Source organism: Amycolatopsis echigonensis (assembly GCF_002846615.1).
Taxonomy (GTDB): Bacteria; Actinomycetota; Actinomycetes; order Mycobacteriales; family Pseudonocardiaceae; genus Amycolatopsis; species Amycolatopsis echigonensis.
This window is the reverse complement of sequence record NZ_PJMY01000003.1, coordinates 1,838,196-1,852,505: the sequence shown is the minus strand read 5'-3', so window position 1 is coordinate 1,852,505 and position 14,310 is coordinate 1,838,196. Positions and strand designations below refer to the sequence as shown.

General features: G+C 70.0%; 12 protein-coding genes. 6 read left to right on the top strand and 6 right to left on the bottom strand.

Annotated features, from left to right (window positions below; genetic code table 11):
* Window positions 1-105: 105 nt before the first annotated feature.
* Window positions 106-555 carry a flavodoxin family protein gene (locus ATK30_RS13245; RefSeq protein WP_009072659.1) on the bottom strand — a complete coding sequence of 150 codons (450 nt, stop codon included), beginning with the start codon at window positions 553-555 and terminating at the stop codon, window positions 106-108.
* A 10-nt stretch (window positions 556-565) separates the two neighbouring features.
* Window positions 566-2,194 carry a phospho-sugar mutase gene (locus tag ATK30_RS13240; RefSeq protein ID WP_101435866.1) on the bottom strand — a complete coding sequence of 543 codons (1,629 nt, stop codon included), beginning with the start codon at window positions 2,192-2,194 and terminating at the stop codon, window positions 566-568.
* A 58-nt stretch (window positions 2,195-2,252) separates the two neighbouring features.
* Between ATK30_RS13240 and ATK30_RS13235 the strand changes: the two genes are divergently transcribed.
* A complete protein-coding gene (locus ATK30_RS13235) occupies window positions 2,253-3,419 on the top strand; it encodes a glycosyltransferase (protein ID WP_101435865.1) in 1,167 nt (388 codons plus the stop codon).
* Between the two features lie 67 nt (window positions 3,420-3,486).
* Here the strand turns inward: ATK30_RS13235 and ATK30_RS13230 are convergent, their stop codons facing one another.
* From ATK30_RS13230 to ATK30_RS13220, 3 genes are read right to left on the bottom strand one after another with little or no spacing between them, the layout of a single operon-like run.
* The gene (locus tag ATK30_RS13230; protein ID WP_101435864.1) at window positions 3,487-4,272 is read right to left on the bottom strand and encodes a purine-nucleoside phosphorylase; all 786 of its coding nucleotides are present in this window, start codon (window positions 4,270-4,272) and stop codon (window positions 3,487-3,489) included.
* Window positions 4,269-4,697, bottom strand: a complete 429-nt coding sequence (locus tag ATK30_RS13225; RefSeq protein ID WP_101435863.1) for an ABA4-like family protein — start codon at window positions 4,695-4,697, stop codon at window positions 4,269-4,271. The genes ATK30_RS13230 and ATK30_RS13225 overlap by 4 nt, the downstream gene beginning before the upstream one ends.
* Window positions 4,694-5,584, bottom strand: a complete 891-nt coding sequence (locus tag ATK30_RS13220) for a hypothetical protein (protein ID WP_463672418.1) — start codon at window positions 5,582-5,584, stop codon at window positions 4,694-4,696. The genes ATK30_RS13225 and ATK30_RS13220 overlap by 4 nt, the downstream gene beginning before the upstream one ends.
* A 196-nt stretch (window positions 5,585-5,780) precedes the next feature.
* Here ATK30_RS13220 and ATK30_RS13215 point away from each other — a divergent pair, with 196 nt between their 5' ends.
* Window positions 5,781-6,401 (top strand): MerR family transcriptional regulator, encoded by a 621-nt coding sequence (locus ATK30_RS13215; RefSeq protein ID WP_101435861.1) that lies wholly within the window; start codon window positions 5,781-5,783, stop codon window positions 6,399-6,401.
* Window positions 6,402-6,624: 223 nt separating this feature from the next.
* Here the strand turns inward: ATK30_RS13215 and ATK30_RS13210 are convergent, their stop codons facing one another.
* On the bottom strand, window positions 6,625-8,331 hold the full coding sequence (locus ATK30_RS13210; RefSeq protein WP_244194928.1) for a serine/threonine-protein kinase: 1,707 nt from the start codon (window positions 8,329-8,331) through the stop codon (window positions 6,625-6,627).
* Between the two features lie 268 nt (window positions 8,332-8,599).
* On the opposite strand from ATK30_RS13210, the gene ATK30_RS13205 reads away from it, so the two are divergent.
* The 4 genes from ATK30_RS13205 (at window position 8,600) to ATK30_RS13190 (ending at window position 14,127) form a co-directional block, all read left to right on the top strand.
* Window positions 8,600-10,465: a methylmalonyl-CoA mutase family protein gene (locus tag ATK30_RS13205; RefSeq protein WP_208637340.1), complete on the top strand. Its 1,866-nt coding sequence runs from the start codon at window positions 8,600-8,602 to the stop codon at window positions 10,463-10,465.
* Complete coding sequence (gene scpA, locus ATK30_RS13200; protein ID WP_101435860.1) at window positions 10,462-12,630, top strand: methylmalonyl-CoA mutase; 2,169 nt, start codon at window positions 10,462-10,464, stop codon at window positions 12,628-12,630. Before ATK30_RS13205 ends, scpA begins: the two co-directional genes overlap by 4 nt.
* 3 nt (window positions 12,631-12,633) lie before the next feature.
* Window positions 12,634-13,623: a methylmalonyl Co-A mutase-associated GTPase MeaB gene (meaB, locus tag ATK30_RS13195; RefSeq protein WP_101435859.1), complete on the top strand. Its 990-nt coding sequence runs from the start codon at window positions 12,634-12,636 to the stop codon at window positions 13,621-13,623.
* 189 nt (window positions 13,624-13,812) lie between these two features.
* Window positions 13,813-14,127, top strand: a complete 315-nt coding sequence (locus ATK30_RS13190) for a hypothetical protein (RefSeq protein WP_101435858.1) — start codon at window positions 13,813-13,815, stop codon at window positions 14,125-14,127.
* Window positions 14,128-14,310 lie beyond the last annotated feature (183 nt).

The window sequence follows — 14,310 nt, the reverse complement described above, 5'->3', positions numbered from 1 at the left end:
TCGATCTGGCCTGTTGCCGGAGGTCGACCCCCAGGGCTTCCGGTGACAGGCCTCTTTACTTTCCCGGGAAAGGCTTTCGGCCCTGCTCAGCGGAGCGACCGCCGCTCACATGAGCGTCGCGGCAAGGGTTCCGCCGAGTTCGGTCACCGCTTCCAGTGCGGCTTTGTCCGGCTCTCCCGTCACGAGCACGGGCTCCGCGACCCGGGTCCAGCCGAGCCCGGTCGTGATCGCGTCGAGTTGCCGCACGGTCCCGGACGTGTCGTTGTTGCCGTGCACGTACGCCCCGAACGGACGGCCTTTCGTCGCGTCCAGGCACGGGTAGTACACGGTGTCGAAGAAGTGCTTCAACGCTCCACTCATGCTGCCGAGGTTCGCCGGCGTACCCAGGAGGTAGCCGTCCGCGGCGAGCACGTCGGCCACCGTCGCGCCGAGCGCGGGACGGCGGACGACGTCGACGCCTTCGATGTCCGGGTGCTTCGCGCCGGCGAGCGCGGCCTCGAACATCGCCTGCATCGACGGCGACGGCGTGTGATGCACGATCAGCAACGTTGGCATGGTTCTCCCGTCAGCGCAGCAGCGCGGTGATCTCCTCGCGGACCGCGTCGAGAACTTCCGTCGCGCTGCGCCGCGCGTCGGCGAGTTCACCGGTCACCGGAGCCACCACTTGCAGGTACGCCTTCAGTTTCGGTTCCGTGCCGGACGGCCGCACTACGACACGCACGCCGTCGCCGCTCAGCCGCAGCACGTCGGCGTCCGGCAGGAGGTCTTCGAGCGTCACCGGCACCCCGCCGAGCGCGGCCGGCGGGTCCGAGCGCAACGCGGTCATGAGGCGTCCGCGCACGGAAAGATCGGTGACCCGCAACGACACTTGATCGGTGAGGTGCACGCCGTGCCGGGTCGCGAGGTCGTCGAGGACGTCCAGCAGCGTGCGGCCTTCGGCCTTGAGCGTCGCGGCCAGGTCCGCGCCCGCGACCGCGGCGGCGATGCCGTCCTTGTCGCGGACAAAGCCCGGGTTCACGCACAGGCCGAGCGCTTCCTCGTACGCGAACACCAATCCCTCGCCCGCGCGGACCAGCCACTTGAACCCGGTGAGCGTTTCCGCGTACCGCGCGCCCTTTTCCTTCGCCACCTCGCCGAGCAGCGACGAGGATACGATCGTGGTGGCCACCAACGGATCTGGATTGTCCGTTGTGGACAGAAGGTGTGCCCCGAGCAGGACACCGGTCTCGTCGCCGCGCAGCATCCGCCAGCCGTCCGGGCCGCGGACGCCGAGCGCGCACCGGTCGGCGTCCGGGTCGAGCGCCACCGCCAGATCAGCGTCCACTTCGGACGCCAGCGCCAGCAGGAGATCGGTCGCGCCGGGCTCCTCGGGGTTCGGGAACGAGACGGTGGGGAAGTCGGCGTCCGGTTCGGACTGGGCGGAAACCAGGTGCACGTCAGTGAATCCGGCGCGGGACAGCGCGGCCCGCAAGGTCTCCGCGCCGACGCCGTGCAGCGCCGTCGCGGCGATCCGCAGCTCGCGCGTCGTGCCGCGCGGCAGCGCGCCGACCGCGGAAAGGTACGCCTCGCGCGGGTCGACGACCTCGGCGCCGGGCGTGCGCGGAATGCTCCGAGCGGCCGGAGCGGACTGGATCGCGCGCTCGATTTCGCCGTCGGACGGCGGCACGATTTGCCCGCCGGTGGCGTCGTAAAGCTTGTAGCCGTTGTCCGCGGGCGGATTGTGCGACGCGGTGATCTGAATGCCGGCGACCGCGCCGTAGTGCAGCACCGAGAACGCCAGCAACGGCGTCGGCAACGGCTCCGGCAGCACCTTCACCGCGAACCCGGCGGCGGTCAGCACCTCGGCCGCGGCGGTCGCGAACGCTTCCGAACCGTGCCGCGCGTCGCGACCGACCACGACCACTCCGCCGGCGTGCCCCTGCGCGGCGAGCCACGCGGCGACGCCCGCGGTGGTCCGCGTGACCACCGCGACGTTCATCCCGTTCGGACCCGCGCGCACCGGCCCGCGCAGACCCGCGGTGCCGAACTCCAGCGGCCCGGCCATCCGGTCGGCGATCTCCTCGGCCGCGCCGGGCTCCTTGCCCATCGCGCGGGCGAGAACGGCGGTCAGTTCCTCGCGCGAGACCGGATCCGGGTCGTCGGTGATCCAGCGGTAGACGGAATCGCGAAGGCGGGAATCGAGGCTGTCGGACACCCGCGCCAGCTTACGCGGATCCGGAAACTCCGGTGATGGCTGACGATACGCTCGTGCGGTGCGCATTCTTTTCACTTCCCTCGCCTCTTACGGGCACGTCTATCCGCTGCTGCCGCTCGCCGTCGCCGCGCGCGACGCCGGCCACGAGGTGGTTTACGCGACCGCGTCCGAATTCCACCCGACCCTGGAGAAAGCCGGGCTCGAACCCGCCGCCGCCGGGCTGACGATGCAGGAGGCGTTCGGCCGCCTGTTCGCCGGAGACACCCGCAGCCGCAAGGAGATCCCGGAAGGAGAGCTGAACGAGGCCATCGGCAAGGCGTTCGGGCGGCTGTTGCCCACCCAGTTCATGACCGATCTCGCGCCGGTGCTCGCCGAGCGGAAACCGGACCTGGTCGTGTACGAAATGGGCAATCCGGGCGGCGCGTTCGCCGCCGGACAGGCGGGGATTCCCGCGGTCGGACACGGCTTCGGCCGGGTTTCCTCCGGCGGCCCGATGGACCGCATCAGCGAGCAGATCGACGCGTTCGCCGCCGAGGCCGGGCTCACCGGCAGCAGCAGGCTCTTCTGGGGCCACCCGTTCGTGGACATCTGTCCGCCGTCGGTGCAGGCGCCGGAATTCGTCGCCGGGGCCCGGCGCGTGCCGCTGCGCCCGGTCGGCTGGAGCGAACCGGGCGATCTGCCGTCCGGCATCGAAGGCCGGGACCGGGGCCGCCCGCTGGTGTACCTGACGCTCGGCACCACCCCGGCCAGCCAGGCGCACCTGCTGACTTCGGCGTTGCAGGGCCTGGCCTCGCTCGACGCGGACGTGCTGGTGGCCACCGGCCCGGCCGTCGACGTCGCCGCGCTCGGCGAGGTGCCGTCGAACGTGCGGCTGGAGGCGTGGGTGCCGCAGTCGGAACTGCTGCCGCACGTCGATCTGGTCGTGCACCACGGTGGCAGCGGGACCACGCTGGGCGCGTTCGGCGCGGCGGTGCCGCAGCTGGTGCTGCCGCAGGGCGCGGACCAGTTCACCAACGCGGACGCGGTGGTCGGAGCCGGTGCGGGCGCGAAGCTCCTCGGCGACGAACTGACGGCGGACGCGGTCCGCGAGACGGCCGGTCAGTTGCTGGCCGACGGCGCGGTGGCAGACGCCGTGCGCGAGCTGGCGGCGGAGGTCGCGGCGATGCCTTCGCCGGAGGAAGTGGCCGCGCAGCTGCCGCAGTACTGCTCCGGCCGAGGTTCGTGAAGGGCCCCATGAAGGAATCAGATTCCCTCAAGGAGCCCTTCACGGACGTCCATCGGTCGGGGAGAGCTCAGGCGCGGGCGACGAGTTCCTTCAGCAGCGAGCCCATCCGCGTCGCCGACTGCCGTCCGGCCTCGAGGACTTCCTCGTGGTTGAGCGGCTGGCCGGTCATGCCCGCGGCCAGGTTCGTGACCAGCGACAGCCCGAACACCTCGAGCCCGGCCGCGCGGGCGGCGATCGCCTCCAGCACGGTCGACATGCCGACCAGGTCCGCGCCGAGATTGCGCAGCATCCGGATCTCGGCGGGGGTCTCGAAGTGCGGCCCGGGCAGGCCCGCGTAGACGCCCTCCTCCAGCGAATCGTCGATCTCCCGCGCCAGGTCGCGCAGCCGTTTGGCGTAGAGGTCGGTGAGGTCGACGAAGTTCGCGCCGACGATCGGGGAGCGCGCGGTCAGGTTGAGGTGGTCGGAGATCAGCACCGGCTGCCCGACGTTCATGCCCGCGCGCAGCCCGCCCGCCGCGTTGGTGAGCAGCACCGTCCGCGCGCCCGCCGCGGCGGCCGTGCGGACGTTCTGCACGACCGGGTCGATGCCCTTGCCCTCGTAGAAATGCGTGCGGCCGAGCAGGACCAGCGCACGCTTGTCGCCGATCCGCAGGGACCGCACCGTGCCGCCGTGGCCGACGGCTCCGGGCGGGGTGAAGCCCGGCAGCTCGCCGAACGGGATCTCCGCGTCGGCGGTTCCGATCACGTCCGCGGCCGGACGCCAGCCCGAACCCAGCACCACGGCGATGTCGTGCTTCTCGACGCCGGTGCGCTCGGCGATGACGGCCGCGGCCGCCTCCTCCAGGTTGCTCATGCCGCCGAGCGTATCCGGGCGCCGCGCACGGCGAGGAACGCGACCAGGCCGAACGGCGACAGGAAGATCGTCAGCAGGAGCAGCGGGCTGAGCACCCACCACGGGATCCGGTGCGTGCGCGCCTCGAAGAACATCCAGCGTGCGATGAACAGGTCGAACGCGATGACGTGCGCCCAGACCAGCGCGGCCCCGTACGGCGTGCTCAAGAACCCTTGCAGGACACCGAGATCCGGCCGCTGCATGGCGTGCCACAGCTCGCCGAAATGCGGGATCGCCAGCACGAAGTACCAGACCAGCGGCAGCAGCGGCACCCACGGCGAGGCCAGGATCCGGCGAGTGCCGCGCCAGCCGGGCAGGAAGATCATCAGCGCCCAGAACGGCACCGCGACGGGGAACGTCCAGGCGAAGACGGTCAGCTCGCTCACCGGACCGCCTTCCGGACCGGCACCAGCACCGACGCCGCGGCGGCCGCCGCGATCGCACCGACGAGCAGACCGGCCGCGGCCAGCGTCGGGCCGCTCGGGTAGACGAGCGGTTCGCCGCGTTCGGCCTGCCACAGGATCAGGCCGACGAGTCCCGCGTAGCCGACCGAACCCGTCCAGACCAGCCGCACGCGCACCGCGCTCTCGCGCAATCGGGGCAGCCGCGTCGCGAGCACCGCGAGCCCGAAAGCCAAGAGCGGCAACGCTTGCAACGCGTGCAGGCCGAGGAAGTGCGGGATGCGCAGATCGCCGCCGGTGGTGCTCCAGCCAAGCAGCGGGAGTCCGGGGCCGCCGTCCGCGACGCCGACACTGTGCGCGCCGATGAGGTCGGAATGCCCGGTGGCTTTGATCTCGGCCCGTTCGATCGGCGTCGGCCGGGTCATGGTCGCGCCGAGGCCAGCGCCGATCAACGCGAGGACCGCGCCGGTGCGCACCGCCCAGTACACCGCGCGGTCTTCGATCCGGGTGAACATGAGCAGGACGGTGCCCACGAGCGTGGCGAGCCAGAGCCCCGCCACCATCACGCCCATGGCCTGGAACAGCGCGAAGTCGAACGGCGACGTGTTCGCGAAGTGGCTCGGTCTGCCGCGGACCGCCTGGAAGGCCATCGTCACGTATTCGGCGGCGAACAGCACAACGGCAACGGTCGTGGCGGTGCCCGCGACCTTGCGCAACCGTCCGCGCAGCAGCGAGACGAGCCAGCTCCAGGTGAAGAAGTAGAGCCCGCCGGACACGGCGAACTTGAACAGCTTCGCCCACACCGGCGCGCCGAGCAGGGTCCGGCGGTCGATCAGCATCGCCGCGATGGTCAGCACGGTCGCGACGGCCATCGCGGCGGCGAACCACAGCGAGGGACGGTGCCAGGTGCGCATCCGCGCGGTGTTCAGCGTCGCGGGTGGGTCGACGGTGGTGGTCACGGTGGGTCCTCCCAGAATGGATAGTGAAGCTCTCCGTTATGGGAAGTTAAGCTATCCATGCTGAGAAGTCCTCAGGGTTTTTCCCGGAAGTAGGGTCGATCGGGTGCGGATGGCAGAGCTGAGCGCCGAGTCCGGGGTCCCGGTGGCGACGATCAAGTACTACCTGCGGGAGGGGCTGCTCCCGGCCGGCGACCGGACCAGTCCCAACCAGGCTCGCTACGGCGAGGAGCACGTGCGGCGGCTGAAGCTGATCCGCGCGTTGGTCGAGGTCGGCGGGTTGTCGGTGGCGACCGTGCGGGAGGTCGTTGCGGCGGTTGATTCGGACCGGACGGCGTACAACGTGCTGGGGGTGGCTCAGCGGGCGTTGGGCGGATCCGCCGCGGAGGTCCCGGAGGGGGATCGGGAATGGGCGATGAGATTGCTGGGGGAGGTCGCGCGGGAGCACGGGTGGAAATTCCGGGCGGGCGATCCGGTGGTGGAATTGCTGGTGGGGACTGTTTCGACGATTCGTGCGTTAGGGCATCAGGCATTGCTGGATCAGATCGGGCGGTATGCGGAGATCGCCGACCGGATTGCTGAGGCTGATTTGGATACCGTGGAATCGGCTGGGTCTATGGATCGGATTGTTGAGGCCGCGGTGGTGGGGACGGTGTTGGGGGATCGGTTGTTTGAGGGGTTTCGGAGGTTGGCTCAGGCTGCGGAGACTGCGCGGAGGTATTCGGAGGGGTGAGGGGCCGGGCGGGGGGTCTGCTCGTCGCCTGGCGGCGACATTGCAGGTGGGTGTGTGCGTGGGGCACCCCGAAGCTGGATTGTGCTGACGGTTCGGGGGTGCTTGTCAAGGCGGGAAAGATGCCTTGACAAGCACCCCCGAACCGCAGGGAGGCTTCGTATCGGGGTGTGGGGGAGGGCTGGGTGCCTCGATTGTTGGGTGCGCCGCTGCCTGTTTTTTGTGGTTAGGAGGATGCTGGGAAGGATAGTGTCGGCGCGATTTGGCTGAAGGTGGTGGAGCCGCTGTCTTCTTGTTCTGTGGGTACTGTCAGGGACAGTAGCCAGGCGGCGTTGCCGGATTGTTTGATGAGTGCGAAGGTCGCGCGGGTGATTACGGCGTCCGGTTTTTCGGAGTGGGCTTGTGCTCGTTCGGCCGCGCGGTAGGTGAGTTCGGTGCCGTTGGGGGTTTGGTGTGCTGGTTGCGCGATGGTGAACGAGTCTTGCGACGACGAAAGGCGCAGGGCTTCTACGGCGTCTTGCTGGGAATACTTTTCGAAGAAGTTCGGGATTCGTTCCAGGCGCAGGGATTGACGGCCGTCCAGGGAAACGTATTGGACGACCGTCGAGGTGCCGAAGGCTGATTTCCGCGATGCGATGAAGCGTTGCCAGCCTTCGGGCACTGAAACGGTGTATTCGCTGTCGCGCGAGACGTTCGCCGTTGCGCTTGCGTTGCCGTGCTGGGGGACCAGCTTCAGGGGCTTCGACGAGCTGTCCACCGTGCCCAGCGTGGCCAGGGTTCCGGTCTCCGGGCTTTGCGGCGGCAGCAAGTTCTGGCCGCTCACCAGGCGGGCCAATGCGAAACCGCCGCCGCAGGCCAGGGCGAACAGGACTACTGAGGCGACTGCCAGCATCGCCGTGGCCTTGGTGCTTCGGCGTGGGGGTGGCGGCGGCAGCGGGGCGGGCAGCGGCGGCGGAGCCGGCAGTGGAGGCGCAGGGGTGAACGCGGCGGCGGAGCCAGTGTTCGACGAGCGCAGGAACGGCAGCGGGCCTGGATCCGCTGCCAGTGCGGCGGGTTGATTCGTCGAGTCCGGTTTCGGGGCGACCGTTTTGATGACCTGGGTGTCGGTGGCGTCCAGGTGCGCGGCGGTCTTCTTGCCGTCTGGCGTGCGGAACAGTTCGGGGCCGAACAGGTCCAGGGCGGCCTTGTTCTGCATCGGGTACAGCCGGTGCCGCACCTCGCGCAGGGAGATCCGCTTTTCCGGCTCCTTCTTCATCAGCGCGGTGATGACGTCGGCAAGGGGACCCGGCTTCGGGCGCGGCACCTTGCCGTTGACGACCTTGCCGACGGTTTCCAGCGGGTCGCCGTCCGCGTCGTACGGGGGTGCGCCTTCGACGGCGGCGAACAGCGTCGCGCCGAGGCCCCACAGGTCGGCGTTGGGCGTGACCGCGCCGCCGGAAGCGACTTCCGGCGAGATGTAGGCGGGCGAACCGAGCATGATCCCGGTCCGCGTCATGGTGGCCTCGGAGACGTTGCGGGCGATGCCGAAGTCGGTGAGCTTGATCCGGCCGTCGCTGGCCACCAGGACGTTGCCCGGCTTTACGTCACGGTGCGTGATGCCTGCGTCGTGGGCGGCTTCGAGGGCGGCGGCGACTGCGATGCCGACTGCCGCGGCCTGTTCGACAGTCAGCGGGCCGTGGTCGCGCAGCAGGTGCGCGAGGCTGCGCGACGGCAGCAGCTCCATCACCACGAACGGCGCGTCGTTCTCGCGCGCGACGTCGTGCAGCGTGATGACGTTCGGATGGGACAGCACCGCGATCGCCCGTGCCTCACGCAGCGTGCGCTCGCGCAGTTCGTCCGCCTGTTCCGCCGGGATGCCCGGCGGCACCTTCATCTCCTTGACCGCGACCGGGCGGTGCAGGAACTCGTCGTAAGCCGACCAGACCGTGCCCATCGACCCGGACCCCAGAATCGACCGCAGCCGGTACCTCCCGGCGACTACCCGCGGCTGGTCGCCGCCGGTCGACGGCTCGGCGTTCGCGGAGCCGGTGCTGTCGGTGTTGCCGGGCTGGTCCAGGTCGCTGTTCTCCGAGGGCACCCCATGATTGTGGCCCACCCCGCCGTCAGTCTTCGACTCAGCACCGCTACCCCTGAGTTCACCCGTACGGGGGGCGAGCAGAGTCACAGGTGCGGGTGGTGGCCTGCCTCTACCATCACTGGGTATGACGAACGTGGCTGGTCCGGAGTCGGCGCCGCACTCCGAGCCCGGGCTCGCGCTCGCGGCGGAGTTCCCGACCGCGGACCGTGCCCAGTGGCAGGAGCTGGTGGCGGGAGTGCTGCGCAAGAGCGGCAGGCTCCCCGAGGATTTCGCGGGTGCGCCGGAGAGCAAGCTCGTCTCGCGCACCTACGACGGCATCGAGATCCAGCCGCTGTACACCGCCGAGGACGCGAGCGGCGACCTCGGCTTCCCCGGGCTGCCGCCGTTCGTGCGCGGGGCCCGGCCGGAAGGTGTCGTCGACACCGGATGGGACATCCGGGTCCGCCACCAGCGCGAAGACGCCCGCGCGGCGAACGCGGCGATCCTCGCCGACCTCGAAGGCGGCGCGTCTTCGGTGTGGCTGCGGCTCGGCGAGGGTTCGCTCCCGATCTCCGCGCTCGCCGACGCGCTGAACGAGGTGTACGTCGGTCTCGCGCCGATCGTCCTCGACGCCGGTGCGGAGTACGAAACCGCTGCTCAGGCCCTTCTCGACCTCTTCGCCGAGCGCGAGGTCCCGGCCAGCGAAGCCGTCGGCACGCTCGGCGCGGACCCGCTCGGCACCTCGGCGCGCACCGGGCAGGCGCTGCCGCTCGGTCCGGCCGCCGAATTGGCCGTGAAGGTTGCCTCCAAGTACCCCAAGGTCCGCACAATCGTCGCCGACGGACTGCCGTTTCACGAGGCAGGCGGGTCCGACGCCCAGGAACTCGCAGCGACGATCGCGGCCGGCGTCGCGTATCTGCGCGTGCTCACCGAGGCGGGGCTGGACGTCGCCGCGGCGGCCGCGCAGATCGAATTCCGGTTCGCCGCGACCGCGGACCAGTTCCTCACCATCGCCAAGTTCCGCGCCGCGCGCCGGCTGTGGGACCGGGTCCTCGAAGTCTCCGGCGCGGCTGCCGAAGCACGCGGGATGCACCAGCATGCGGTCACGTCGCCGTCGATGTTCACTCAGCGCGACCCGTGGGTGAACATGCTGCGCACCACCGTCGCCTGTTTCGCGGCCGGGGTCGGCGGAGCGGACGCGGTCACCGTGCTGCCGTTCGACGCGGCGATCGGCCTGCCGGACGCGTTTTCCTCCCGAATCGCCCGCAATACCAACGCGATCCTCATCGAAGAGTCGAAGCTGGGCAGCGTGATCGACCCGGCGGGCGGCTCCTGGTACGTCGAGAAGCTCACCGACGACCTCGCCGAAGCCGCGTGGCGCGAGTTCACCGCGATCGAGGCGGCGGGCGGCATCGAGGCCGAGCTGGCCTCCGGCGCGCTGGCCGGACGGCTCGCGCGGACCTGGGAGAAGCGCGCGAGCCGGCTCGCCACCCGGCGCGACCCGCTCACCGGCGTCAGCGAGTTCCCGAACCTGGACGAGAAGCCGGTCACCCGCGATCCGCTTCCGTCCACTGTGGACGGCGGGCTGCCGCGGCACCGGTACGCCGAGGAGTACGAGAAGCTGCGCGACGCGTCCGACGCCTACCTCGCTGAGCACGGCGAGCGGCCGAAGGTTTTCCTGGCCACGCTGGGTCCGGTCGCCGCGCACACCGGCCGCGCGTCCTTCGCGACGAACCTGTTGCAGGCGGGCGGCATCGAGGCGGTGAACCCCGGCGCGACCAACGATCTGCCCGGCGCGTTCCGCGAGAGCGGCGCGAAGATCGCGTGCGTCTGCGGCACCGACGCGGCGTACGAGGAACAGGCCGCTTCCGTCGCGGCGTCGCTCGGCGCGGACAGCGTGCTGTTGGCGGGCAAGGGAACCTACGACGGAATCAGCGGCAACCTGTACGCCGGGTGCGACGCGCTCGAAGTCCTGACCAGCCTCCACGCACAGCTGGGAGTCTCCGCATGAGCATCCCGAATTTCGCCGACATCCCGCTCGGCACGCCGGAACCGGGCGACCGGGCCGCGTGGGCGCAGGCCGTGCAGGACGCCACCGGCAAGGGTCCGGACGCGCTGGCCTGGGAAACCCCCGAGGGCATCGGCGTGAAGCCGGTCTACACCGCTGCCGATCTGTCCGATGTGGACTTCCTGGACACGTACCCGGGCATCGCGCCGTACCTGCGCGGGCCGTATCCGACGATGTACGTCAACCAGCCCTGGACGATCCGCCAGTACGCCGGGTTCTCCACCGCGCAGGAGTCGAACGCCTTCTACCGCCGCAACCTCGCGGCCGGGCAGAAGGGCCTGTCGGTCGCGTTCGACCTCGCGACGCACCGCGGCTACGACTCCGACCACCCGCGCGTGTCCGGCGACGTCGGCATGGCCGGGGTGGCGATCGACTCGATCTACGACATGCGCCAGCTGTTCGACGGCATCCCGCTGGACAAGATGTCCGTCTCGATGACGATGAACGGCGCGGTGCTGCCGGTGCTCGCGCTGTACGTCGTCGCGGCCGAGGAGCAGGGGGTGAAGCCGGAGCAGCTCGCGGGGACCATCCAGAACGACATCCTCAAGGAGTTCATGGTCCGCAACACCTACATCTACCCGCCGCAGCCGTCGATGCGGATCATCTCCGACATCTTCGCCTACACCTCGCAGCACATGCCGAAGTACAACTCGATCTCCATCTCCGGCTACCACATGCAGGAGGCCGGAGCGACGGCTGACCTGGAGCTGGCGTACACGCTCGCGGACGGCGTCGAGTACATCCGCGCGGGCGTCGAGGCCGGGCTCGACGTCGACAAGTTCGCTCCGCGGCTGTCGTTCTTCTGGGCCATCGGCATGAACTTCTTCATGGAGGTCGCGAAGCTGCGTGCCGCGCGGCTGCTGTGGGCGAAGCTCGTGAAGCAGTTCGACCCGAAGTCGCAGAAGTCGCTGTCGCTGCGTACGCACTCTCAGACGTCCGGCTGGTCGCTCACCGCGCAGGACGTCTTCAACAACGTGACGCGTACGTGCGTCGAGGCGATGGCTGCCACCCAGGGGCACACACAGTCGTTGCACACCAACGCTCTCGACGAAGCGCTCGCGCTGCCTACTGACTTCTCCGCGCGGATCGCGCGCAACACCCAGCTGTTGCTGCAGCAGGAATCCGGCACCACGCGCGTCATCGACCCGTGGGGCGGCAGCGCGTTCGTCGAGAAGCTCACCTACGACCTCGCGCACAAGGCGTGGGGCCACATCACCGAAGTCGAGGGCGCGGGCGGCATGGCGCGCGCGATCGACGAAGGCATCCCGAAGCTGCGCATCGAAGAGGCGGCCGCGCGTACGCAGGCGCGCATCGACTCGGGACGACAGCCGGTCATCGGTGTGAACAAATACCAGGTCACCGACGACCAGCAGATCGACGTGCTGAAGGTCGACAACGCGGGCGTACGCGCACAGCAGCTCGAAAAGCTGCGCCGACTGCGCGAAGAACGCGACTCGCAGGCCACCGAGGACGCGTTGCGCCGCCTCACCGAAGGCGCGCAGAACAACGGCAACCTGCTCGAGCTGGCCATCAACGCCGCGCGCGCGAAGGCCACCGTCGGCGAGATCTCCGACGCCCTGGAGAAGATCTGGGGCCGCCACTCCGGCCAGATCCGCACGATCTCCGGCGTGTACCGGGAAGAGGTGGGGAAGTCGGACAACGTCGAGAAGGCTCGCGAGCTGGTCGAGAAATTCGCTGAAGAGGAAGGCCGCCGGCCGCGCATCCTCGTCGCGAAGATGGGCCAGGACGGCCACGACCGCGGCCAGAAGGTGATCGCCACCGGCTTCGCCGACCTCGGCTTCGACGTCGACGTCGGCCCGCTGTTCTCCACCCCGGCCGAGGTCGCCCGCCAGGCGTCCGAGGCGGACGTGCACGTGATCGGCGTGTCCTCGCTGGCCGCCGGGCACCTGTCGCTGGTGCCCGCGCTCCGCCGGGAACTGGCCGAACTGGGCCGCGAGGACATCATGGTCGTCGTCGGCGGCGTGATCCCGCCGCAGGACTACCCGGAGCTGCGCGAAGCGGGAGCGGCCGCGATCTTCGGCCCGGGCACGGTGCTCGCGGACGCCGCGATCGACCTGCTCGAGCAGCTGGCCGCGCAGGAGTCCTGAACCTTGCCGCGGCGGATCGACGTCGGCGACTACGCCAAGGGCGTGCTCGCGGGCGACCGGGGGACCCTGTCCAAGGCCATCACGCTGGTCGAATCGCACCGCGAGGACCACCGGCGGCAAGCACAGGAACTGCTCGTCGAGCTGCTCCCGCACGCGGGCGGGGCGAAACGCGTCGGCATCACCGGCGTGCCCGGAGTCGGCAAGTCGACATTTATCGACCAGCTCGGCACCGACCTCACCTCGGCCGGGCATCGGGTCGCCGTGCTCGCCGTCGATCCGTCCTCGACCCGCACCGGCGGTTCGATCCTCGGCGACAAGACCCGCATGGCGCGGCTGGCGGTCGACCCAAAGGCGTTCATCCGGCCCTCGCCGACGTCCGGCACGCTCGGCGGCGTCGCCCGCGCGACCCGCGAGACGATCGTGCTGATGGAGGCGGCCGGCTTCGACGTCGTGCTGGTGGAGACAGTCGGGGTCGGACAGTCCGAAGTGACCGTGGCGAACATGGTCGACTGCTTCCTCTTCCTGACCCTGGCGCGCACCGGCGACCAGTTGCAGGGCATCAAGAAGGGCGTGCTGGAACTCGCCGACGTCATCGCCGTGAACAAGGCCGACGGCCCGCACGAACGCGACGCCAAACGCGCCGCGCGCGAGCTGCAGGGCGCGCTGCGGATGATCTACGGCAAGGACGCGCTCTGGACGCCGCCGGTCCTCACGTGCAGCGGGCTCGAGGGCAGCGGCCTCGACGAGGTGTGGGCGGCGATCGGAAAGCACCGCGAGGTGCTCACCGAATCGGGTGATCTTGCCGAGCGGCGCAAGAAGCAGCAGGTCGACTGGACGTGGTCGATGGTCCGCGAGCAGCTGCTCGACCGGCTCACCGCGCATCCGGCCGTTCGCGCGCAGGTAGCCGACGTGGAACGAGCGGTGCGCGACGGAGAACTCACCGCCACGCTGGCCGCGGAGCGGATCTTGGCCGCGTTCGCCGAACCGTCGTGAACCCCGCTTCTTGAACGTCGTCCAAGAAGAGAAAACGCTGTGCGCACAAGTGTCTCGTGCCCGTATCCGGGGCTGGTTGCGCCCGGCGGTCGTCAGCACGAGGCGAGCGGACCTGGTCCCACCGCGTGGCGGCTGACGGGCCCGCGCTTCGACGGGCACAATGCACGGGGACCGCGTAGAAGGGAAGTCATGGCGAAGGTGCGGGGACTGCTGCTGGCCGGTCTGCTCGGCGTGCTGCTCACCGGAGTGCTGCCGGTGGCGGCGTCCGCGGCGACCTCGGGTCCGGCCGCGGCCGCCGTGGCTTCCGAGACGGTGATCACGCAGGTGAACACGGTCCGCCAGGCGCCTCCGGGACCGGTGCTGGACCCGTCGCAGACCGACAAGGCCAACGCGGCGAAGACGAAGAAGAACCTCATCGCAGGCGGTGCCGCGGTCGTGCTGCTCGCCATCGTGTTCTTCGGCCGCCGCCACCGCATCAAGCGCCGCAAGGCCCAAGGCGGCTGAGCTTTCCGGCGTTCACCCACGCCGAACTTCGTCAGCCGTTCGCCGCAGATCCGCTACCGGCCGTCTTGGTCGAAGCGCACGGTACCGCCGCTTGCCACCTGCATGGTGCACGATCGACCGCAATGCGTAAGACAGATCGATCGGCACGTTGCGTGTTCCCCTGCGCTCGTGTTGCGGGAGGAG